Annotated in this window: 21 protein-coding genes and 4 tRNA genes; 6 read left to right on the top strand and 19 right to left on the bottom strand. The window is 69.4% G+C overall.

The features are described 5' to 3' along the window. Positions 1 to 97: 97 nt before the first annotated feature. The 7 genes from B5F73_RS05510 to B5F73_RS05480 form a co-directional block, all read right to left on the bottom strand. A tRNA-Pro gene (locus B5F73_RS05510) sits at positions 98 to 174 on the bottom strand. 15 nt (positions 175 to 189) lie between these two features. Further along, a complete protein-coding gene (locus tag B5F73_RS05505; RefSeq protein WP_087227266.1) occupies positions 190 to 1,068 on the bottom strand; it encodes a hypothetical protein in 879 nt (292 codons plus the stop codon). Positions 1,069 to 1,074: 6 nt separating this feature from the next. Continuing rightward, positions 1,075 to 1,371, bottom strand: coding sequence for a Veg family protein (locus B5F73_RS05500; protein WP_087227265.1), 297 nt, complete (start codon positions 1,369 to 1,371; stop codon positions 1,075 to 1,077). A 149-nt stretch (positions 1,372 to 1,520) separates the two neighbouring features. Further along, positions 1,521 to 2,255, bottom strand: coding sequence for a glucosamine-6-phosphate deaminase (gene nagB / locus B5F73_RS05495; RefSeq protein ID WP_087227264.1), 735 nt, complete (start codon positions 2,253 to 2,255; stop codon positions 1,521 to 1,523). A 119-nt stretch (positions 2,256 to 2,374) separates the two neighbouring features. Next, positions 2,375 to 2,998 carry an RdgB/HAM1 family non-canonical purine NTP pyrophosphatase gene (gene rdgB / locus B5F73_RS05490; protein ID WP_087227263.1) on the bottom strand — a complete coding sequence of 208 codons (624 nt, stop codon included), beginning with the start codon at positions 2,996 to 2,998 and terminating at the stop codon, positions 2,375 to 2,377. Positions 2,999 to 3,269: 271 nt separating this feature from the next. Then, a complete protein-coding gene (rph, locus tag B5F73_RS05485) occupies positions 3,270 to 4,010 on the bottom strand; it encodes a ribonuclease PH (protein WP_087227262.1) in 741 nt (246 codons plus the stop codon). Between the two features lie 57 nt (positions 4,011 to 4,067). Next, positions 4,068 to 4,140, bottom strand: a tRNA-Val gene (locus tag B5F73_RS05480). Between the two features lie 53 nt (positions 4,141 to 4,193). Here B5F73_RS05480 and B5F73_RS05475 point away from each other — a divergent pair. Further along, complete coding sequence (locus tag B5F73_RS05475) at positions 4,194 to 5,735, top strand: UDP-N-acetylmuramoyl-L-alanyl-D-glutamate--2,6-diaminopimelate ligase (RefSeq protein ID WP_087227261.1); 1,542 nt, start codon at positions 4,194 to 4,196, stop codon at positions 5,733 to 5,735. 9 nt (positions 5,736 to 5,744) lie between these two features. Beyond that, the gene (locus tag B5F73_RS05470) at positions 5,745 to 6,599 is read left to right on the top strand and encodes a hypothetical protein (protein WP_087227260.1); all 855 of its coding nucleotides are present in this window, start codon (positions 5,745 to 5,747) and stop codon (positions 6,597 to 6,599) included. A 63-nt stretch (positions 6,600 to 6,662) separates the two neighbouring features. Here the strand turns inward: B5F73_RS05470 and B5F73_RS05465 are convergent, their stop codons facing one another. Further along, positions 6,663 to 7,877, bottom strand: coding sequence for an iron-containing alcohol dehydrogenase (locus tag B5F73_RS05465; protein ID WP_087227259.1), 1,215 nt, complete (start codon positions 7,875 to 7,877; stop codon positions 6,663 to 6,665). 192 nt (positions 7,878 to 8,069) lie between these two features. On the opposite strand from B5F73_RS05465, the gene B5F73_RS05460 reads away from it, so the two are divergent. Then, complete coding sequence (locus B5F73_RS05460) at positions 8,070 to 9,131, top strand: hypothetical protein (RefSeq protein ID WP_087227258.1); 1,062 nt, start codon at positions 8,070 to 8,072, stop codon at positions 9,129 to 9,131. Then, positions 9,128 to 10,087, top strand: a complete 960-nt coding sequence (locus B5F73_RS05455) for a hypothetical protein (RefSeq protein WP_087227257.1) — start codon at positions 9,128 to 9,130, stop codon at positions 10,085 to 10,087. The genes B5F73_RS05460 and B5F73_RS05455 overlap by 4 nt, the downstream gene beginning before the upstream one ends. A gap of 70 nt (positions 10,088 to 10,157) precedes the next feature. Here B5F73_RS05455 and B5F73_RS05450 read toward each other — a convergent pair. After that, positions 10,158 to 10,233: transfer RNA gene (locus B5F73_RS05450), tRNA-Glu, on the bottom strand. Between the two features lie 113 nt (positions 10,234 to 10,346). Here B5F73_RS05450 and B5F73_RS05445 point away from each other — a divergent pair. Then, positions 10,347 to 11,021, top strand: coding sequence for a zinc-ribbon domain-containing protein (locus B5F73_RS05445; RefSeq protein WP_087227256.1), 675 nt, complete (start codon positions 10,347 to 10,349; stop codon positions 11,019 to 11,021). A gap of 60 nt (positions 11,022 to 11,081) precedes the next feature. Here B5F73_RS05445 and B5F73_RS05440 read toward each other — a convergent pair. The 10 genes from B5F73_RS05440 to B5F73_RS05400 all read right to left on the bottom strand — a co-directional run bounded on the left by B5F73_RS05440 (position 11,082) and on the right by B5F73_RS05400 (position 18,680). Continuing rightward, a tRNA-Leu gene (locus B5F73_RS05440) sits at positions 11,082 to 11,166 on the bottom strand. 29 nt (positions 11,167 to 11,195) lie between these two features. Further along, a complete protein-coding gene (locus tag B5F73_RS05435) occupies positions 11,196 to 12,209 on the bottom strand; it encodes a phosphatase (RefSeq protein WP_143803147.1) in 1,014 nt (337 codons plus the stop codon). Next, positions 12,206 to 12,844: a hypothetical protein gene (locus B5F73_RS09510; protein ID WP_158094771.1), complete on the bottom strand. Its 639-nt coding sequence runs from the start codon at positions 12,842 to 12,844 to the stop codon at positions 12,206 to 12,208. The genes B5F73_RS05435 and B5F73_RS09510 overlap by 4 nt, the downstream gene beginning before the upstream one ends. 90 nt (positions 12,845 to 12,934) lie before the next feature. Then, the gene (mazG, locus tag B5F73_RS05430) at positions 12,935 to 13,786 is read right to left on the bottom strand and encodes a nucleoside triphosphate pyrophosphohydrolase (RefSeq protein WP_087227254.1); all 852 of its coding nucleotides are present in this window, start codon (positions 13,784 to 13,786) and stop codon (positions 12,935 to 12,937) included. 372 nt (positions 13,787 to 14,158) lie between these two features. Beyond that, a complete protein-coding gene (locus B5F73_RS05425) occupies positions 14,159 to 14,812 on the bottom strand; it encodes an HAD family phosphatase (protein ID WP_087227253.1) in 654 nt (217 codons plus the stop codon). A gap of 84 nt (positions 14,813 to 14,896) precedes the next feature. After that, positions 14,897 to 15,712 (bottom strand): PTS system mannose/fructose/sorbose family transporter subunit IID, encoded by an 816-nt coding sequence (locus B5F73_RS05420; protein ID WP_087227252.1) that lies wholly within the window; start codon positions 15,710 to 15,712, stop codon positions 14,897 to 14,899. Positions 15,713 to 15,714: 2 nt separating this feature from the next. Further along, positions 15,715 to 16,509: a PTS sugar transporter subunit IIC gene (locus tag B5F73_RS05415; protein WP_075278996.1), complete on the bottom strand. Its 795-nt coding sequence runs from the start codon at positions 16,507 to 16,509 to the stop codon at positions 15,715 to 15,717. Between the two features lie 60 nt (positions 16,510 to 16,569). After that, positions 16,570 to 17,073, bottom strand: coding sequence for a PTS sugar transporter subunit IIB (locus B5F73_RS05410; protein ID WP_087227251.1), 504 nt, complete (start codon positions 17,071 to 17,073; stop codon positions 16,570 to 16,572). A 53-nt stretch (positions 17,074 to 17,126) separates the two neighbouring features. Further along, complete coding sequence (locus B5F73_RS05405; RefSeq protein ID WP_087227250.1) at positions 17,127 to 17,564, bottom strand: hypothetical protein; 438 nt, start codon at positions 17,562 to 17,564, stop codon at positions 17,127 to 17,129. 9 nt (positions 17,565 to 17,573) lie between these two features. Continuing rightward, on the bottom strand, positions 17,574 to 18,680 hold the full coding sequence (locus tag B5F73_RS05400) for an SIS domain-containing protein (RefSeq protein WP_087227249.1): 1,107 nt from the start codon (positions 18,678 to 18,680) through the stop codon (positions 17,574 to 17,576). Between the two features lie 274 nt (positions 18,681 to 18,954). On the opposite strand from B5F73_RS05400, the gene B5F73_RS05395 reads away from it, so the two are divergent. Then, positions 18,955 to 19,668: a GntR family transcriptional regulator gene (locus B5F73_RS05395; protein WP_087227248.1), complete on the top strand. Its 714-nt coding sequence runs from the start codon at positions 18,955 to 18,957 to the stop codon at positions 19,666 to 19,668. The last annotated feature ends 11 nt before the right edge of the window (positions 19,669 to 19,679 follow it).

Here is a 19,679-nt window from a genome sequence, read left to right as displayed (position 1 = left end):
GACTTTTGCGGCCTCAAAAGTGAGGCGGATAAGAAAGGGAGGTCACCGGAACACAAAAGGGACCGACGGCGCGATGCCGACGGCCCCCGATCGTACGTGGTCGGGTTGACTGGATTCGAACCAGCGACCTCTCGGTCCCGAACCGAGCGCTCTACCAAGCTGAGCCACAACCCGTAGCGAGGGGATATTTTAGCAGACTTCCGTCGAGGAACCAAGGACTTTTGTCGACCAGCTTCGCCATCCGCGGGAGACGGCGGCCGCGGCGATCGCGTCGGCTGCGGCGACGCTCTCGCAGAGCGCGAACGAGCAGGTGCCCGAGCCCGTGACCTGCGCGGCGAGCACGCCCGGCTGCGACCGCAGCCACGCTTCGACCTCGCCGGCCTCCGGGCAGAGGGCGCGGGCGGCGGGGGCGAGGTTGTTGGCCAGGCTCGTCTCCACTCCGCGAACGTCGCCGGCGAGCAGCGCGCCCACCATCTGCGCGGGGTCATCCGGCGCCGCGGGGGCGCGGTCGAACTCGGCGTAGGCCTCAGGGGTGGAGCCGCCCTCCGCGAGCGGCATCACCAGGACGGCGGGGATCTCCGGGCACGGCAGCGTGCGCTCGAGCACGTCCCCGGCGCCGCCGTAGAGCGCCGCGCGCGGGTCGAGGAAGAAGGGCACGTCGGCGCCGATGCCGCGGGCCACCTCCACGACGCGCGGGTCGAGCGGGCTCACACCCCAACGGATCGCGAGTGCCCGCAGCGTAGCGCCGGCGTCGGTCGACGAGCTGCCCAGGCCGGCGCTGCCGGGGACGCGCCGCGTCACGCTCACGCACACGCGGGGCTGCTCGCCCAGCGCCTCGGCGAGACGCGCCGCCGCGCGCCAGACGCCGCTCTTCTCGACCGGCACGGACAGCGCGGGCGAGAAGCGCACGCGAAGCTCGGGTGCGTCCTCCACGACGATGGTGTCGAACAGAGCGATGGGCGCCATGAGGGAGTCGACGCGGTGATAGCCGCGCTCGTCCTTCTGGGCGTGAACGCCGAGGTGCAGGTTGACCTTGCAGGGGGTCTCGACGACCGTGGGGGCGGCCATCGGGCGCTACTCCACGATGGTCTCGGCGAAGTCGAAGAGGCGCTCGCCGGACTCCACGTCGTAGAGCTCGACGGTGCCGGTGAGGACGTCAACGTACTGGTAGGACTGGCGCGCGGTGCGCCCGCGGCGCTCCTCGACCTCCACGACGAAGAGCGAGGGGTGGGCGTGCACGAGCGTGCCGGTGCGCTCGACGATGCGGGAGCGGCCCATGTTGGCCTTGACCTTGAGGCGCTTGCCCTCGAGGGCGGACAGCTCGTCGCGGATCTCGTCGACCCGGTTCACGGGAGGGATGTCGTTCTCCATGCGATCCTCCGTATGACAGAGGCGAAAGCCCAAAATACAGGAACTTCTATCATACGGCGCTCGCTGCGCAAGCGCAAACCCTCAACCCGAGGCGCAAAAAGGGGCGAGAAGACCGCGCTTCTCGCCCCCGGCACGCCGTTGCGGGCTGCCTAGACCTCCGGGCAGAGCGCGAGCGCCTCCTCGTCGGCGACGACCACGCAGTTGGTGTGGAGCTGCAGGATGGACGCCGGGCAGCTCGGGGTGACCGGGCCGTAGCACATGTCGTGCACGGCCTGGGCCTTGGCCGCACCGTTGGCCACGACGAGGATCATGCGCGCGTACATGATGGTCTGCACGCCCATGGTGTAGGCCTGGCGCGGGACGTCCTCCTCGCGCTCGAACAGGCGGCTGTTGGCCTTGATCGTGGACTCGGTGAGGTCGATGCAGTGGGTGCCCTTGGAGAAGCAGTCGGCGGGCTCGTTGAAGCCGATGTGACCGTTGTTGCCGATGCCTAGGAGCTGCAGGTCGGGGTAGCCGGCGGCGGCGACGATGCGGTCGTACTCGGCGCAGGCGGCCTCGGCGTCGGGGTTGGCGCCGTCGGGCACGTGGGTGTTGTTGATGTCGATGTTCACGTGGTTGAAGAAGTTCTCGCGCATGAAGTAGTGGTAGCTCTGCGGGTCGTCGTGGCTGAGGCCGCGGTACTCGTCAAGGTTGTAGGTCGAGACCTGCGAGAAGTCGCAGTCACCCTTGTCGCACCACTTGGCGAGCTGCTGGTAGGTCCCGATGGGGGTGGAGCCGGTGGCCAGGCCGAGCACGCTGTCGGGCTTGAGGATCACCTGCGCCGAGATTATGTTGGCGGCCTTGCGGCTCATGTCGGCGTAGTCCTTGGCGCGCAGAATTTTCATGGTGGTTCCCTTCCCTCGGGACGAACGACTCGTTAGGACAACCCCATCATGCACCAAGGCGTCCCGCGCCGCGCCGAGCGTTAGGCAGACGGCGAAATTGCGTACAAGAGCGTCGGGGCCTACAGCTTGGCCGACAGGTCCTCGAGCGCGTGGAAGCGGTGTGAGATCGCATTCTTCTCCGCCGGCGTGAGCTCGGCCATGGTCTTGCCCGGGGTGTCGTCGGGAAGGAAGAGGGGGTCGTAGCCAAAGCCGCCGTCGCCGCGGGGGACGTGGCCCACGCGACCCTCGCAGTCGCCGTCGCCGCGCAGGACCTCGTCGCCGCGGACCAGCACCACGCTGGAGTGGAAGCGGGCGGTGCGAGCCTCGTCGGGGACGTCGGCCATCTGCGCCATGAGCTTGTCGTTGTTGGCCGCGTCGTTGCCGTGCTCGCCGGCCCAGCGCGCGGAGAAGATGCCGGGCGCCCCGTCGAGGGCGTCCACGCAGAGACCCGAGTCGTCGGCGACCGCCATGGGCAGGCCGGTCTCGGACTGGGCGGCGCGGGCCTTGATCAGCGCGTTGTCGAAGAACGTCTCCCCGTCCTCCACGGGGTCGGGGAAGTCCCCCAGCTCGCCGAGGGCCACGAAGCGGACGCCCGGCATGACCGGCGCGAGGATCGCCTCTATCTCGGTGACCTTGTGGGCGTTGCCCGTGGCCACGACCACGGTGCGCTCGGGATCGAGCACGTTAACGTTGACGTTTTCCATGAAGGACCTCCCTGGGTGTTCAAAATGCGCGCTCGTGCGGCATTGGGGGCATCCCCGAACATAAAACCGTCGCTCGTGCGACGTAAGTATGGACCCTAGAGACGATTCTGAGGAACCGAATCGCGCCCTGGCCAAAGAAACCGCAGTTCGCAGAAATTTAACCATCTCCCAGACGAGAAAAGGACGCTGCACGAGCGACGGTTTTATGCGCGGAAGCGCCCTCCTTGCTACACGAAGGCGAGCTTTATGCAAAAGGGCCGGCGGCGACGCCCTACCGGGCCGGGCGGAAGCCCGTGACGTCCGCCTGCAGCTCCGTCAGGTGGGCGACGGCGCCCTGACAGAGGTCGAGGAGCGCGTCCAGCTGCGCACGGTCGAGCGTGGTTCGTTCGCCGGTACCCTGGACCTCCACGATGCGACCGTCGCCGGTGCCCACGAGGTTGAGGTCGACCTCGGCCCGCGAGTCCTCGGGGTAATCCAGGTCGAGCAGCACGCCCCCGTCCACAATGCCCGCCGACACCGCAGCGACCTGGTCAGTGAGCGGGAGACGCGGGAGCCTGCCGGCGTCCACGAGGCCCATGAGCGCCTGGTGCAGCGCCACCCAGGCGCCCGTGATCGACGCCGTCCGCGTGCCGCCGTCGGCCTGGATGACGTCGCAGTCCAGCGTGATCGTGACCTCTCCCAGGCGGTCGAGCCGCGTGACGGCACGCAGGCTGCGCCCGATGAGGCGCTCGATCTCCATGCTTCGTCCCTTGCGACCGCGGTACTCGCGCGGCGTGCGGCGGTTGCCCGCGGCGGGCAGCATCGCGTACTCGGCGGTGACCCAGCCGGCGTGCGCCGACTTGCGCCAGCCCGGAACCCCCTCCTCGACCGAGGCGGTGCAGAGCACGCGCGTGTCACCAAACTCCGCAAGGCACGAGCCGGCGGCGTTCTTCATGACGCCCGGGGTGAGCGTGACGGGGCGCATCTCGTTGAAGGGGCGGCCGTTGGCGCGGGCGAGGGTGGGGTCTGTCATGCGTCCTCCTGAAAGAGGCCCCCGCCGCAAAAGCGGGCGAGGGCCCATGTGAGCGGGTGGGCGATGACGGGTTCGAACCGCCGACCTTGTGCGTGTAAGGCACCTGCGCTAGCCGCTGCGCCAATCGCCCGATTGCTTGCAGTCTAGCATACGGCGCCCGGTGCCCTGCCCTATACTGGACGCATGGATACGACGACTCTTGCCTCGCTCGCCCTGCTCCTCGAGGAGCAGGGCCTGCTCGCAGGCACCACCAACCTCACGGCCGACGCGGGCGCCACGCCCGTCACCGGCGCCGACTGCGACTCCCGCGTTGCCCGCGCGGGGCACGTCTTTGTGTGCAAGGGTGCGGCGTTCAAGCCCGCCTACCTCACGAGCGCGCTCGAGGCTGGCGCGGTCGCCTACCTCTGCGACGAGGCCCACGCCGCCGAGCTCGCCGAGGTCGCGCCCGGGACCCCCGCCCTCGTGGCGAGCAACCTGCGCCGCGCGATGGCCCTCGTCTCGGCCGAGGCATACGGCCATCCCGACCGCGACGTGCGCGTCGTGGGAATCACCGGGACCAAGGGCAAGTCCACGGTCTCCTACATGCTGCGCGCCGTGCTCGACGGCGACGAGCCGGGCTCGGGAACGGGCGTCATCGGCTCGATCGACACCTACGACGGCATCGAGAACTTCGAGAGCCACAACACCACCCCCGAGTCCCCCGACCTCTGGCGCCATGTCGCCAACGCGCGCGAGGCGGGCCTCCCCTACCTTGACATGGAGGTCTCGAGCCAGGGACTCAAGTACGACCGCGTCCTCGGTCTCACGCTGGACGTCGCCTGCTTCCTCAACATCGGCCGCGATCACATCTCGCCGGTCGAGCACCCCAGCTTCGAGGACTACTTCGAGAGCAAGCTGCGCATCTTCGACCAGGCGAGAAGCGCCGTGGTGAACCTCGACGGCGACCAGGCCGACGTCGCGCTCGCACGCGCCGAGGCCGCCCTGGGCGACGGCCGCGTCCTGCGGTTCTCCGCCGAGGGTCGTGACGGCGCCGACGTCTGGGCGAGTGACGTCCGCTCCGAGCTAGGCCGTGTGAGCTTCGTCGCGCACACGCCGAGCTGGGAGGGGCCGGTCGCGCTGGCCATGCCCGGCCTCTTCAACGTTGACAACGCTCTGGCGACGATCGCCATCTGCGAGCTTTTGGGCGTGGGCGCCGAGAGGATCGTACCCGCGCTTGCCCGCGCAACGGTCCCCGGGCGCATGGAGCTGCTCGGCGAGCCGGGCTCGCGCGTGGTGGCACTCGTCGACTACGCACACAACAAGCTTTCCTACCAGCGCTTCTTCCCGTCCGTCAAGAAGGAGTTCCCGGGCTATAGGATCATCGCGCTGTTTGGCGCGCCCGGCGGCAAGGCCTACGAGCGGCGCACCGAGCTGCCGCAGGAGGCCGCCAAGTGGTCCGACTACCTCATCTACACCGAGGAGGACCCCGCGCACGACCCCGTGGAGGAGATCTGCGCCCAGATGGCCGACGCCACTCCCGAGGGCGTTCCCTACGAGGTGATCTGCGACCGCGAGGAGGCCGTGCGCCGCAGCGTCGAGCTCGCCTACGAGGGCGAGGGCCCGGCCATCGTGTGCCTGCTCGCCAAGGGCGACGAGACCCGCCAGCACGTGGGAGACGAGTTTGTCCCCTGCCGACCCGACGGGGAGATCTTCCTCGAGGCCGTCGCAGCCCGCGCGGAATCGTGACCCACGGCGATGGGCGCGCCCGTCGTCATAGGCGTCGCGGGCGGCCGACGCGACCGTGAGGTCGCCTCGGCGCTGCTCCGGACGGTGCTCGACGCGGACGAGCCCTACGGGCGCGCCGGAATCGTTGGGGCTCGCGAGCTCCACGACGGAGCGGAGTGGAAACGCCGCCCAAACCTAGCCCATGAGCTGGAGCGCATTGACTCGCACGTCCGAAACGCCGCCGACGCCGGACTCCCCTTCCTCGTGGTCGAGCTGGACGAGGCCGCCGAGCGCGGGACCAACCGGCTGGACGTCCTCTGCACGATCGGCACCGGCGGTGCCGGGACCGCGCGGGCGGGAGGGCGCGGCCTGAGCTTCTCCGCACGCGGCGCGATCGCCGACGTGGGCGCCAGCCACATGGAGTCCCATTACGGCTACGTGCAGTTCCAGGCGCACACGCCCGAATGGGAGGCGTGCCTCGCGCTCCCCGTGACGGGCCTCTTCAACCTCGGGCCCGCGCTCGGGGTCGTGGCGACGTCCGCGCTGCTGGGCATCGACGTCGCGCAGATCGCGTCGGGGCTGCTGCACGCCCGGGTCCCCGGCCACGGCGACCTGCTCTTCTCGCCCGACCACCGCGTGTTCGCGCTCGTGGAGGAGAGCCGCGCGCGCCGTGACGCCGAGCGCCTCGTCGCCGCCGCGAGGGAGGAGTACGGGAGCCTGCGACTCGAGGTCGTCCGCGGCGCCGGCGCGGTGCCCGACGCCGTCGCGCGCGCCTATGGGGCTCCCGGCGGCGAGCGCTCCATGCTCGTCCTTCTCGGCGACTCGTCAGAGGCGCTCGAGGACGCCTTCCAGGCCGCGGTCCGCGCGCACGCCCGCCTGGGCTAGCGAGACAAAAGAGGCCGGGGCCCAAAGGACCCCGGCCGCAGGTGAGGCTTCGAGCCGGATGGCTTAGAAGTCCACGTCCACGTCGTTGTAGACGCACTCGAGGAGCTTCTCCATCTCCTCGGGCGTGGGCTGGCGCGGGTTGGAGCCGGTGCAGGCGTCGCCGATGGCGTCGACGGCGATGCGGGACTTCTTCTCCTCGAACTCGGCGTAGTCGATGATGGACTCGTCGGCCTTGACGCCGCCCTTGCCGTAGTTCTTGATGCCCTGCGGGATGTCGATCTTGTCGTTGAGGTCGCGGATCATCTGGACCAGCGCGGCGACGAGCTCGTCCTCGGTCTCGCCGGCGAGGTGGAAGACCTCAGAGGCGATGTAGGCGTAGCGGCTCTTGGCGCGGGCGTCCTTGGCGTTGAACTGGATGACCTTGCCGAGGTACATGGCGTTGGCGCAACCGTGGATGATGTGGTCGCCGGTGAAGGCGGCGCCGGTCTTGTGCGCCATGGAGTGCACGATGCCGAGCAGGCCCGAGGAGAAGGCGATGCCGGCGATGCACTGGGCGTCGTGCATGTGCTGACGGGCCTCCTTGTCGCCCGCGTAGCTCTTGGGCAGCCACTCGACGATCTCGCGCATGGCGTAGAGGGCGTTGGCGTCGGTGTAGGCGGAGCCGGCGGTGGAGACGTAGGCCTCGATGGAGTGGGTCAGGGCGTCCATGCCGGTGTGAGCGCAGAGCTTGGCGGGCATGGTGTAGGTGAGCTCGGGGTCAACGATGGCCACGTCAGGCGTGATCTGGAAGTCGGCGATCGGGAACTTGATGCCCTTGGAGTAGTCCGTGATGATCGAGAAGGCCGTGACCTCGGTGGCGGTGCCGGAGGTGGAGGAGATGGCGCAGAAGTGAGCCTTGGTGCGCAGCTCGGGCAAGCCGAAGACCTTGCACATGTCCTCGAAGGTGGTCTCGGGGTACTCGTACTTGATCCACATGGCCTTGGCCGCGTCGATCGGCGAGCCGCCGCCGAGGGCGACGATCCAGTCGGGCTGGAACTCGGCCATGACCGCGGCGCCGTTCATGACGGTCTCGACGGAGGGGTCGGACTCGACGCCCTCGATCAGCTTGACCTCGAAGCCGGCCTCCTTGAGGTCGTTCTCGACGTCCTGCAGGAAGCCGCCGCGACGCATGGAGCCGCCGCCGGTGACGATGACCGCGCGCTCGCCCTTGAGGTTCTTGACCTCGTGGCGCGCGCCCTCGCCGAAGTACAGGTCACGCGGATTGGTGAAACGTCCCATAACACTCCTCCAATTCCTATGCCGCCGCCACCGCGACGGAATGTTTTGACGGTCGGGAAGACGTCCTTCTCGGCCGCGTCTCAGTATAGCGAAACCATGTGGCAACACTTCGTGTTTTCGGGCCGCTCCGCGAGCGGGCGAGAAGGACGGGCGACGCGCATCTCGGCTACGATTAGGCGGAGGGGAGGCGTGATGGCACACGATTCGAGACGCGAGGACTACCTGCGCATGAGCCTGCGCTTTGCGCTCTCCCTCGACGGCGGCGACCCGGCGGAGGCGGCGCGCGAGTTCGCGTCCTTTGGCCGGCGGCTGGCGCGCGACCGCGACTCGCTGCCGCAGTCCGACGCTGACCGCGCCTTCCACCTGGTCTCGCTCGCAACCGAGCTCGTCGACTACCGGCTGCCGTTCGCCGGCGACGCCCTCGCCGAGACGCTGGTTGCGCGCGGGCGGTCCCTGCTCGACGAGGCCCTCTCGCTCGACCCCGGCTGCCACGACGCCGCCCGCATGCGCTTCTCGCTGGGCACGGCCTCCCCCGAGGAGCGCGGCCGCTTCCTCGCGGAGCGCGCCGACGCCGTCCGCGGCGCCTGCGAGGCGGAGCGCGACCGCCTCTGCGAGACCCTGGACGAGGCGCGCCGCCCGCTCGGGGCGAACGTGGCGATGCGGCCCTGGTGGCGCTGGCTCGCCGACCAGGCCGAGTGCGCGCTCATCTGCGGGCGAAACCACGAGGCGGTCGACGCCGCCGAGCGCCTGCTCGCCTCCGACCAGCACGACCTTTCCGACGCCCGCTTCACGCTCGCCTACGCGCTCGCCAAGCTCGAGGACGAGCCCGCGCTCGAGCGGCTCTCCGCGCGCTATCCCGCGCTCGCCGCGCCGCGCGCCGATGACGACGCCTGGATCCTGCTCGCGCGCATCGCGCTCGCGCACAAGGCCTACCGCCTCGCCGACGCGCGCCGCCTGGTCGAGCGCCTGCTCGCCTCCTACCCCGGCTGCGCGGCCGTCCTGATCCGCCAGATGGAGATCGCCGACGGGCGCTTTGCCCGCATCCGCGTGCCCGCCTACGGCGAGGACGAGCTGATCGTGGCGGTGAGCGAGGGTGTCGTGCTGCTCCAGGAGGGCATGGAGCGCACCGGCAAGGGGGTGTTCGGCGCGTGGCTCGCCCGCACGGTCTCCGAGCTGGACCCCGAGGCGGCCCGGGCGGTCGCCGCGACGACGGGCGAGAAGGACGGCGGCGCCGAGGGGGCGATCGGACGATGAACGCCTGGGACGAGCTGGTGGCGCGCTGCGCCCGCCGCAGGAACGAGAAGATCGGCCCGCTCTCCGACGAGGCCTACGCCGAGCTGGTGCTCGCCGTGCGCCAGAACCCCGTCGACTTTGTCGACGCCGCGCCCGAGCAGGCGCTGCTCCTGCTCGCCCGCGCCCTCGACGCCTACCGGGCGAGCCTCGGGCACGACGACCTCCTCGACGACGAGGCGTTCGAGGCCGAGCGCTCCCGCCGGCTCGCGGCCCTGCGCGCAGAGTGCGAGCGCGCGGCCGCCGTCGACCCCGGGTGCCTGGACGCGCGGCTCACCACCCTTCTCGCCTCCGAGCTCGACCCCGACCCGCTGCTCGATGCCCTGCTCGAGCTCGAGCGCGACGGGTCCCTCAGGGAGCTCCCCGAGGGCGACGCCTGGGACGACGTCCTCTGCCGCCCCCGCCTGCGCCTGCGCGCGGCCGTGGCCCGGGCCTGCCTCGACGGGGCGCGCTTCCGCATGGCGGCGTCGGCCGCCGCCTCGGTCGTCGACGCGACCCTCGACGACCCGCTCGGCGCGCGGCACACGCACATGCTCGCGTGCGCCCGGCTCGAGGACGAGGCGGCGCTCGGCGCGCTCGAGGCGCGCTGGTCGGGCAGGGAGAGCGCCTGGTCGCACCTCGCGCGCGTGCTGCTCCTCTACAAGCTGGGGCGCCTCACCGCCGCGCGGCGCGCGCTGCGCGGGTACGACCAGCTCGTCTCCGGCGGCGCCTACGCGCTGCTGCGCCCCGTCATGGTGGAGCCCTACCTGCCCGACCGGCCGGACGTCCCGGCCTGCGGCTTCGAGGAGGCCATGATGGCCGTGCGCGAGGCGGAGCCCATCATCACCGACGTGCCCGAGTTCATCGCCTGGTGCCAGGGGCACGACTGGCTGGAGGCGTCCGCCCGCGCGTTCGCCGAGAAGAGCGACCTGGACTGGTAGCGACGGGGCGGGTTCTTCTCGCCAAAGAAGCGGGCCCGTCCGGATGTCGGACGAGCCCGCCGCAGGTACGTGGTGCCCCCAACGGGAGTCGAACCCGTGTCGTCGCCTTGAAAGGGCGATGTCCTAGGCCACTAGACGATGGGGACGCGCGGCTAAGTATACCAAAGGGCCGTCGCCGCGCCGGGGCGGGCGCTGGCCCCTTGCCGTACAATTGCGTCGGCGCGTCGCGCCGAGACAGCCCCTGACGACGGGAGGACCCATGTTCTGCCCCAACTGCGGCACCGAGATACCCGAGGAGGCGAGGTTCTGCCCCAACTGCGGAGCCTCGGTCAGCACGTCCGGACCGGAGGGGGCCGGCGCCTCCGAGCCCGAGCCGACGCCCGCGTCCGAGCCCGCGTCCGAGCCCGAGCCCTGGACGCCGCCCGCCCCCGGCGCCGAGCCGGTCGACAACCACCCCGTCCCCGCGGACGCCGCCCAGGCCGTCCCGCCGATGAACTGGTTCAAGTTCATCATCTGGGTGCAGCTCTTCCTCTCCGCGGCAGTGCTCGCGTTCACGGCCTACACGCTGTTCACGGGCGGGCACTACATGACCGACTACGGCAGCGCCAAGGACCTCGTCTACCTGGTCTACGGCGGGCTGCAGGCCGTCGACGTCATCTTTGCCGTCATCTATGTCGCGCTGGCGGTCTGCTGCGTGGTCGTGCGCATGAACCTCGCCGGGTTCAAGAAGGGCGCGCCGACGCAGTACCTCGTCCTTCTCGGCACGGTCATCGCGGCCTCGATCCTGTACGCGGTCGCTTTCTCCGTGGTCACGCAGGTGAGCCTCCTTGAGGCGATGGGCCTGTCCTCCATGGGCCAGACCGTCACGAGCATCGTGATGATCTTCGTGAACAAGATTTACTTCGACAAGCGCGCGTTCATGTTCACCAACTAGCGGGGCCGACAAGAACATCGAGGCCGCGGGTCCCTTGGACTCGCGGCCTCGTCTTGTTGCTGGTGAGGGCGGTGGGACTCGAACCCACAATCCTTGCGGCGAGAGATTTTAAGTCTCCTGCGTATGCCAGTTCCGCCACGCCCCCGGCACGCCGCCCGGCGGCGCGTGTCTATCCTAGCGCAGCATGCGCATCGTGGGGCCCCAGCCGACCGGCGACTCCTTCCCGGCGAGGGTGGTCTCGGCGGCGACGGCGAGACCGAAGAGCAGGTCGGACTCGCTGACGGTGAGCTGGGTGAAGCCGGTCTGTCGCATGAGCTCGAGCACGGCGGCGACGCCGCCCAGGATCACGGGCGCGCGCTTGGGGGCCAGGCCCGGCAGCGCGGCGCGCTCGTCCACCGTGAGGGAGGCGAGGCGTCGCTCGAGCTCCTCGAGGTCCTCCCGGGAGAGCGTGGCCAGGTGGACCTGCGCCGGATCGTAGGGCTCGAGCTCCTTCTTCACCGCGACGAGGCTCGTCACCGTGCCGCCCGTCACCACGAGCGTGGCGGGCGCGTCCGCGGCGGCGCCCTCGGTCCCGGCCGCGAGGAGGCCGCCCTCGCGCACCGCCGGGCCAAACGCGGCGGCGGCGAACTCGTGGGCGCGGGCGACGGCGGACTCGTCGTCGGGGCCGTCCGCAGAGAGGAACTTCTCGGTCACGCGACGGCATCCCACGTCGACGGAGCGAACGAAGCGCAGGTCAAGGCTACCGTCCTCGCGAGTGCGACCGCAGGCGAGCTCGGTCGAGCCGCCGCCGTTGTCGGCGACGAGGACGTTCTGGCCGGGGAAGTCGTGCGTCACGCCGAGGAAGGTGAGCGCGCCCTCCACCTGGCCGGGGATGATGAGCGGGTCCAGGCCCAGGGCGTCGAGCTCCGCGCCCAGCACGGGAGCGTTCTCGGCGTCGCGCGCCGCGCTCGTGAGGGTGCAGCAGGCCGCGACGGCGCCCGCCTCGCGCGCGGACTCCACGTAGCTGCGCACGCAGGCGAGCACGCGGCCCATGGCCTCGTCGTTCAGGCGGCCCGTGGCGTCCACGTCCTGGCCGAGGTTGCAGATCTCGGAGTGCTTGGCGAGACGGACCACACGGCCCCCCTCGACGTCCGCGACCGCCAGGCGCGCGGTCACGGTCCCGATGTCGATGCAGGCAAGGCGCGTCACTTCTCCCCCTCCTCGCTTGGGTGGTACTGGAACAGGAAGTCGCCCACGCTCAGGTACCAGGGCGTCTCCTCGGTCTCGTTCTCGTCCGCCGAGGCGTCGTCCTCGGACTCGGCGCCCTCCACGACGATGCGGGTCTCGCCCTCCTCCACGTAGCCGCGGCGGCGGGCCTCGTCCTTGATGCCGTCCTCGGTCATGAGGGTGGAGATGTCGCCCTCCAGCTCCTCGCTCTCGGCGCTCGCGCGCTCCTGCTCCGCGAGGAGCACGCCGTTCTCGCGCCATGCCTGGTAGAGGCCGCAGGCGGGACCGTAGAGCGCCACAAAGAGGACGAGGGCGGCCGCGATCGCGATGGCCGCGACGCGGTGGCCGGCCACGAGGGCGCGCGGGTCGCGCACGGCCTCCCCGGCCGCACCGAGCTTCCCGCGAACGCTGTCGAGGGCGCTCGAGCGCGCGGGCGCATCCGCGCGGGACGGGGCTCCGCGGCGGGCGGCGGGCGCCTTCGCCGCGGCCTTGGGCTTGGGCTTGGCCGCAGGCTTGGTCTTGGCTGCGGCCTTGGGCCTTGTCGCCGACTTGGCCTTGGCGCGCCTCGTGGGGCGCGCGGCGTCGCGGCTCTTGGGCTTGGGGTTCTGTTCGCTCATGCCGTGCTTCGTTTCGGACTGGTGTGGCAGGGCCGGCGCGCGGGGCGCCTCATCCCTTTATAGCAGAGGCGCGGACCGCCGAGCGGGGCTTCAGCGATTCTCCTCCGCCTTCGCACGGTCCCAGAGCTCGTTCAGCCGGACGGTGTCCAGCTCGTCGAGCGGCTCGCCCTCGGCCCGAGCCAGGTCCTCCATCCGGGACCAGCGGGTCCTGAACTTGCGGTTGGAGGCGGCGAGCGCCTCCTCGGCGTCGATCCCCTCGCGCCGCGCGACGTTGACCAGCGCGAAGAGCAGGTCGCCAAACTCGAGGACGCGGGCGTCGGAGCCGGGTGCCTCGCGCTCGAACTCGGCGCGCTCCTCGGCGACCTTGTCCCAGACGTCGGCGACGGTCTCCCACTCGAAGCCTGCCTTGGCGGCGCGCTTGGAGATCTTCTGCGCCTGCATGAGGGCGGGCAGGCTGCGCGGGACGGAGTCGAGGAGGCCCTGCGGCGCGTCCTTCTCGCCCGAGGCGGCGCGCTCCGCGGCCTTGACGTCATCCCAGATGTCCTGGACCTCGCCGCCGTCCCCGGCGGCCGCGTGCGCGCCAAAGACGTGCGGGTGGCGGCGCACGAGCTTCTCGTTCAGGCCGCGGACCACGTCGTCGATCGTGAAGGCGCCCTCGTCGGCGGCGATCTGCGCGTGCAGGACCACCTGCTCCAGGACGTCGCCGAGCTCCTCCACGAGGTGGGCGCGGTCATCCGCCTCGATGGCCTCCACGGCCTCGTAGGCCTCCTCGACCATGTGCTTGGTGATCGAGCGGTGCGTCTGCTCGCGGTCCCAGGGGCAGCCGTCCGGCTGGCGCAGGCGCCACATTGTGCGCACGAGGCGGTCGAACTCCGGGTGCGTGGTCGGCGCGCCGGGACGGGCGGCGGTCTCGGCGTCCACGCGATCGGCTGCTTGCGACATGGCGGCTCCTTTGGCGAGGCGTTCTTCTCGCCTGCGATTCTACCGCTCGGACGGTTCGCGGGCGCCTCCCCGTCCCGGAATCGACGGGGTTGTCCGGAGCGCGTCTAGGATTTGCGGCCCTTGTCCTGGCCGCATCTAGAAATCGCCGCCCTTGTCCGGGGCGAGTCTAAAAAACGCCGCCCTTGTCCGGGAGGCTTCTAGAGAATGCGGCCCTTGTCCGCCACGGAGGCTGCGAAGCCGTACAACCCCTCGCATTCCTAGACGCAGCGCGGACAAGGGCCGGCTTTCCTAGAGGGGCAGGCGACAAGGGCGGCGATTCCTGGGGCCGCAGACGACAAGGGCGGCGATTCCGAGAAGGACGCGCCGCCGCATCTACGCCAGCGAGGCGACTCGCCGCTCTCCGACCAGGTCGACCAGCTCGAAGAGGTCGTCCATCACGAGGTCCGCCTCGCGCTGGTCGAGAAGAACCCCGTCCGGCTGGCGCAGCGCGCACACGAGCGCGCCCGCCGCCTTGCCGGCGCGGATGCCGGTCGGCGAGTCCTCGACCACGACGGACTCCTCGGGAGACACGCGCAGGTGTCGCATGGCGCGCAGGTAGATCTCTGGGTCGGGCTTGTGGGCGACGCACTCGTCGCCGCTGATCACGTAGTCCGTGAGGTCGCCGAGGTCGAGCGCCTCCATGCACTCCTCGATGAGGAAGCGCGGCGACGACGAGCAGATGGCGATCCTCACGCCCCGGCCGCGCAGGGCGACGAACGTGGCGTGCGCACGCCTGTTGCCCAGCTCGCCCCAGGGCGTAGGGTGCTCGTCGGCGAAGCGGTTGTACCCGGCGCGCAGGCGCTCCCGCAGCGCGGCGTCGCCGGGGACGCAGCGCTCCCAGGACTCGTCGTCGTGGACGCCGGTCCAGTCGTCGACGTCGCCCAGCTCGAACCCCTGGCCGCGCAGGTACTCGACGCGACGCCGGTTGTAGTAGCGCTCGGTGAACGCAAGCACCCCGTCCATGTCGAACAGCGCCGCCTTGACCACTTCCACTCCTTCCGTGAGACGACGCGCCGCCGCGGCCGCGGGGGGCGGGCGCGGCGGCGCGAGAGAGGGACGTTGCGCAGGGTCCTACACGAGCCCGAGGGCGGCGAGGACGATGCCCAGGATGAGCAGGCCGAACATGACCATCGTGCCCGAGCGTCCGCTCTTGAGCAGCTTGTAGCAGCCGCCGACGAGGCCGAGCGGGAGGATGTACGGGCAGATCTGGTCGAGGACCTCCTGGAGCACGACCGTGGCTCCGTTGATGTCGACCGTGGCGTTGAGCGTGAGCAGGACCATCGAGGGAATCATGGCGCCGATGACCATGAGGCCCATGATGCGCGCGGCCTCGGTGACCTTCTGGAGCGTGCCGTCGCTCGAGATGCGCTCGAGGAACTTGGAGCCGCCGCTGTAGCCGATCTTGAAGCCCCAGCGACGCACGATCTCGGACGGGATCACGTTGAGGATCGCGTAGATGATCGGGCCGAGGACGTTGCCCGCCACGGCGAGCGGCGCGCCGATGCCGGCGCCGATGACGCGGAAGGTGCCCCAGAAGAACGAGTCGCCGATGCCGGCGAGCGGGCCCATGAGCGCCGCCTTGACCGAGGTGATGGAGCTGGTGTCGTAGCTTCCGGGCTCGGAGGCGTTCTGCTCCTCCATCGCGCAGGTCAGGCCGATGATGAACGGGGAGGTGGACGTCGCGCAGTTGAAGAACTCGAGGTGACGCTTCACGGCCTCCTGCATGGCCTTCGGGTCGTCCTTGTAGAGCTCCTTCAGGGCGGGCATCATCGTGTAGCCGTAGCCCGTGGACATCTGCCGCTCGTAGTTGAAGCAGCCGAGCAGCTGGTAGTGACGCCAGAAGACGCGGCGGAGGGTCTTGGCGCTGATCTTCTTCTCTTCTGCCATGATTAGAGCTCCTCACTGTCGTCATCGTCGACGACGGTCTCACCGGACGTGGCGGCAAGGACGGACCCGGAGGCCTTGTTGCCGCTCAGCATGTAGTAGACGACGGCCGCGATGGCTCCGAAGAATGCGGCGCCGAGGGTGCTCACGCCGAGGAACGCGGCGAGCGCGAAGCCGAGGAACAGGAACACGCCGAACTTCTTGTCCCAGGTGAGCTGGATCAGCATGGCCACGCCGAGGGCGGGCAGGATGTTGCCGGACTGGTTGAGGCCGTTCTGGATGACGTCGGGGATCTGGTCCACGAAGGCGGTGATGACGCCGGAGCCAAGAACGAAGCCCAGGAAGATGGGCACGAACTTGAACAGGAAGTACACGATGCCGCCGCCCCAGACGCACCAGTCGATGAGGTCGTACTTCTCCTTGTCGGCGAGGCGGTCGGCCTGGTGGGCGAAGAAGGTGTTCACGATCGGCGCCGCGATGTCGCAGATCTGGGCGACGACGGCGATGGGCACCGCGAGGGCGAGCGTGGTCTCGTAGGACGCGCCGGTGCTGATGGCGAGCGCGGTCGCGAGCGCGGAGCCCACGACGACGTTGGGCGGGGTGGTGGTGCCGATGCCGTTGAGGCCCATCCACACGAGCTCGAGCTCGCCGCCGATCACGAGGCCCTTCATCGGGTCGCCCATGATGAGGCCCACGATCGGGCCGATGATGATCGGGCGGTCGAGCATGTGCTGACCACCGAGACGGGACTCGAGGTAGATCAGCGACGCCACGAGGGCGACCAAGAATCCTTGCAGCATGTCGTTCCTCTCTCTTGCTGACTTGCGGCGGGCGCGCCGGACGACGCGCCCGCTCCGTTCCTACTTGAAGGCCCGCTCGATGGCCGCGAAGTCGGCGCTCTCGAGCGTGGGGTTGGCCTGGCCGAAGACCGTGACGCCGGCGGCGTTCAGGGCGCGCGCAGCCTCGAGCTCCTCGGCGGTGGTGTAGACCTGCGGGATGATGGCCACGTAGGTCTCGCCGGGCTTCTTGTTCACGCCGGCGGTGCCGATGTTGAGGCGCGTGAACTTGTGCGCGTCGTCCAGCAGGTCATAGACCCGCTTGGCGTCCTCCACCGTCTGCGTGACCAGGAAGATCTTCTTGTTGTCGTTGACGGGGTTGTTGAGCGCGGCCGCCGCCTTCTCGACGGACTTCACGAACAGCTTCACACCGGCGGGCTTGGCCAGCTTGAGCGAGTTCTTCTTGAACTCGTCGGCCGCCGCGGCGTCATTGGCCACCAGAATGGTCTCCGGCGCGAGGTGCGACGTCCAGGCAACGGCTACGAGTCCGTGGATGAGGCGGTCGTCTGCCCTGGTGAGCACGATCATGTCTACTCCCTTCCCTGTTCTTCTCGGCTGCTCGCCCGCGGCGAGCCTCTTGGCTAGAGCTCCTCCTCGTCCTCGTCTCCCTCCTCCTCGGCGCTCGGCTCCTCGGGAGCGGGGATGTCCGCGAGGGGGAGCATGAGCTGGGCGCGTGCGCTCGCCACCGTCTGCGCGAGCGTCTCGTACGTGGGGTCATCCTCGAACGCGAGCTCGAGGAGCAGCGGCATGTTGATGCCGCTCACCAGCAGGAATCCGTACTCGCCCGCCAGCCTCATCGCCACCTGGTTGACGGAGCCGCCGGGGATGTCGGTGCACACGACGACGGGGCCGCCCGCGGGCAGCGCCTCGAGCGCCTCTCGCAGCTCGCGCTCGAACTCGGTCGTCGCCACGTAGCCGTTGAGGAAGTGGACGTTGTCGGCGTCCGCCTTGAAGAAGCGGATCGCGCTGGCAAAGCCCTCGGCGAGCGTGGAGTGCGTGGCGATAAGAACCTGGCTCATGGCGCGCTCCTAGTTGAGGTGGGCGAACGAGGTGCGGTTGGCCGGGCGGTAGCGCGTGTCGATCTTGGCGTTGATGCAGTTGCGGCAGGCCATGATCTGCAGGGGGATCACCATGACCAGCGGGGTGAGCTCGTCGGGGACCTCCTGCTCGAAGCAGATGGACTTCTCGCCAAACTCCCCGGCGTGGTCGCCGTTGGTGATGACGAAGACGTGGTCGGTGACCTTGTTGTCCTCGTACCACTTGAGGAAGCTCGGGACGCGCTCGATGCCGGGGCCGTCCGGCGCGACGAAGAAGGAGTAGTTGTTCTCGTCGAGCGCGTAGTGCGGGCCGTGGATCATCTCCTCGAGCTCGTAGCCGCGCACCGGCTTGTGGTAGGTCTCGTTGAGCTTGAGCTCGGCCTCCTCGGCGGTGCAGGCGTTGATGCCGTAGGTGCAGACGTAGCCGCGCGTGATGGCCATGAGCTCGAAGACGTTCGCGTCGTACCAGGCGTCGGCCTGAGCGACGAAGCTGTCATAGTCGTTCGCGAGGCGCTCGGCGTCGGCGAGCTTCTGCGCGTAGGCGGCGGCGTCGAGGGTGCCCAGGGCGTGGCCGGCCGCGATGGCGAGCAGGTAGCCCTCGAAGAGCGAGACCTGGTAGCCGCGCGTCTCCACGTGGACCTCCTCCTTGCCCGTGAGCAGGCGGATGGCGGAGTCGACGCTCTCGGTGACGGGGCTGTCCATGACGTCGGTGAGCGCGAGCGCGTAGAAGCCGGCCTCGTGCGCGCGGCGCATGACGTCGATGGTGGAGACGCTCGTGCCGGACTGCGAGACGCCCACGACGAGCACCTGGTCGGGACGGTAGGCGCCGCTCGTGGCGATGTCGTTCTCGTCGAAGCGCGTGGGGAAGCCGGCGCTGGCCTCGACGCGCGCGTAGCGCTGCATGAGCGTGGAGATGTAGATCGATGCGTTGTAGCTCGTGCCCGAGCCCACGAAGTAGACGCGCTTGAAGTCGTGCGTCGTCATGAGCTCGACGAACGGGTCGCAGAACACCGCGCGCTCCGCGAAGGCGTTGCGCAGCGCGTGGCCGGTGTCCTTAATGTAGCCGTACATGCTGGGGTCTTCGAGCTTGGTGATCATGTCCGCTCCTTCGGTCGGCTTGTCCCTAGCAACTTTGTATATACATATTGTCTCTTTGTAATGACATTGTGGGCCGAATGGTATCTATCCGTCGGTAACTGGCTGATGGCGAGGTGAACATATGTACAGACAAACCTGAAAACAGCAGCTCCCGGAGGCGACGTCGCTGGCGGGAGCCGCCGGAACCCGACGTGTTTCGACCGTTGGAATAATTCATGTCTAGACAATTACAAACAGTTTGTTACCCTCCTTGGTAGAGACGGGAGGAGGCGTCATGGCGCGAGAGCCCAAGTACCGGTTGGTCGAGAAGACCGTCCACGAGATGATCGAGGACGGGACGCTCAAGGTGGGAGACCAGGTCCCCACCGAGGAGGAGCTCTGCGAGCAGTTTGGCTTCTCGCGCATGACCGTGAGCAAGGCCCTCAACAACCTCTCCGCCGACGGCTACATCGAGCGCGTCCCCGGGCGCGGCAGCTTCGTGACCCGCCGCCACGTGAACAAGAGCCTCGCCGGCGGGGCGAGCTTCACCGAGGACATGGCCGCCATCGGCCTGAAGGCCGGCGCGCGCCTCATCTCCTACGAGGTCGTCAGCGCGGCCGACGCGCCGGTGGCCGCCGAGAAGCTCGGGCTCTCGGGCACCGACCTCATTCACCACTTCGTGCGCCTTCGCACCGGCGACGACATGCCCATAGCCATCAGCGACACCTACATCTCCGCCTCCGTGATCCCCGCGATCAGCGTGGAGTGCCTGAACGGCTCGCTCTACGACTACGTCCACTCGCTCGGCATCAGCACCTCGCACGTCGACCAGGAGCTTCGTGCGCTGCTGCCCACCGAGGAGCAAAAGCGCCTGCTCGAGGCCGACGACATTGCCCTGCTCTGCTCGTCGCACGTGACCTACACCACGATCGACGGTGTCTCGGTGCCGTTCGAGTACATCAACACCTACTACAACGGGAGCGTCTACACCTACCGCCACACCACGTAGGTCTTCAACAA

It is taken from the genome of Olsenella sp. An270, assembly GCF_002159735.1.
Classification (GTDB): domain Bacteria; phylum Actinomycetota; class Coriobacteriia; order Coriobacteriales; family Atopobiaceae; genus Thermophilibacter.
Note: the sequence above shows the minus strand (reverse complement) of the source record. Positions and strands in the feature narration are given on the sequence as shown.

Excerpts from the sequence above, each read along its gene's own strand:
- B5F73_RS05445 (WP_087227256.1), top strand. The coding sequence starts at position 10,347 with ATGTTCTGCCCCAACTGCGGCACCGAGATACCCGAGGAGGCGAGGTTC.
- B5F73_RS05455 (WP_087227257.1), top strand. The coding sequence starts at position 9,128 with ATGAACGCCTGGGACGAGCTGGTGGCGCGCTGCGCCCGCCGCAGGAAC.
- B5F73_RS05405 (WP_087227250.1), bottom strand. The coding sequence starts at position 17,564 with ATGAGCCAGGTTCTTATCGCCACGCACTCCACGCTCGCCGAGGGCTTT.
- B5F73_RS05420 (WP_087227252.1), bottom strand. The coding sequence starts at position 15,712 with ATGGCAGAAGAGAAGAAGATCAGCGCCAAGACCCTCCGCCGCGTCTTC.
- nagB (WP_087227264.1), bottom strand. The coding sequence starts at position 2,255 with ATGAAAATTCTGCGCGCCAAGGACTACGCCGACATGAGCCGCAAGGCC.
- rph (WP_087227262.1), bottom strand. The coding sequence starts at position 4,010 with ATGACAGACCCCACCCTCGCCCGCGCCAACGGCCGCCCCTTCAACGAG.
- B5F73_RS05475 (WP_087227261.1), top strand. The coding sequence starts at position 4,194 with ATGGATACGACGACTCTTGCCTCGCTCGCCCTGCTCCTCGAGGAGCAG.
- B5F73_RS05410 (WP_087227251.1), bottom strand. The coding sequence starts at position 17,073 with ATGATCGTGCTCACCAGGGCAGACGACCGCCTCATCCACGGACTCGTA.
- mazG (WP_087227254.1), bottom strand. The coding sequence starts at position 13,786 with ATGTCGCAAGCAGCCGATCGCGTGGACGCCGAGACCGCCGCCCGTCCC.
- B5F73_RS05465 (WP_087227259.1), bottom strand. The coding sequence starts at position 7,877 with ATGGGACGTTTCACCAATCCGCGTGACCTGTACTTCGGCGAGGGCGCG.
- B5F73_RS05400 (WP_087227249.1), bottom strand. The coding sequence starts at position 18,680 with ATGATCACCAAGCTCGAAGACCCCAGCATGTACGGCTACATTAAGGAC.
- B5F73_RS09510 (WP_158094771.1), bottom strand. The coding sequence starts at position 12,844 with ATGAGCGAACAGAACCCCAAGCCCAAGAGCCGCGACGCCGCGCGCCCC.
- B5F73_RS05470 (WP_087227260.1), top strand. The coding sequence starts at position 5,745 with ATGGGCGCGCCCGTCGTCATAGGCGTCGCGGGCGGCCGACGCGACCGT.
- rdgB (WP_087227263.1), bottom strand. The coding sequence starts at position 2,998 with ATGGAAAACGTCAACGTTAACGTGCTCGATCCCGAGCGCACCGTGGTC.
- B5F73_RS05415 (WP_075278996.1), bottom strand. The coding sequence starts at position 16,509 with ATGCTGCAAGGATTCTTGGTCGCCCTCGTGGCGTCGCTGATCTACCTC.
- B5F73_RS05395 (WP_087227248.1), top strand. The coding sequence starts at position 18,955 with ATGGCGCGAGAGCCCAAGTACCGGTTGGTCGAGAAGACCGTCCACGAG.
- B5F73_RS05500 (WP_087227265.1), bottom strand. The coding sequence starts at position 1,371 with ATGGAGAACGACATCCCTCCCGTGAACCGGGTCGACGAGATCCGCGAC.
- B5F73_RS05505 (WP_087227266.1), bottom strand. The coding sequence starts at position 1,068 with ATGGCCGCCCCCACGGTCGTCGAGACCCCCTGCAAGGTCAACCTGCAC.
- B5F73_RS05460 (WP_087227258.1), top strand. The coding sequence starts at position 8,070 with ATGGCACACGATTCGAGACGCGAGGACTACCTGCGCATGAGCCTGCGC.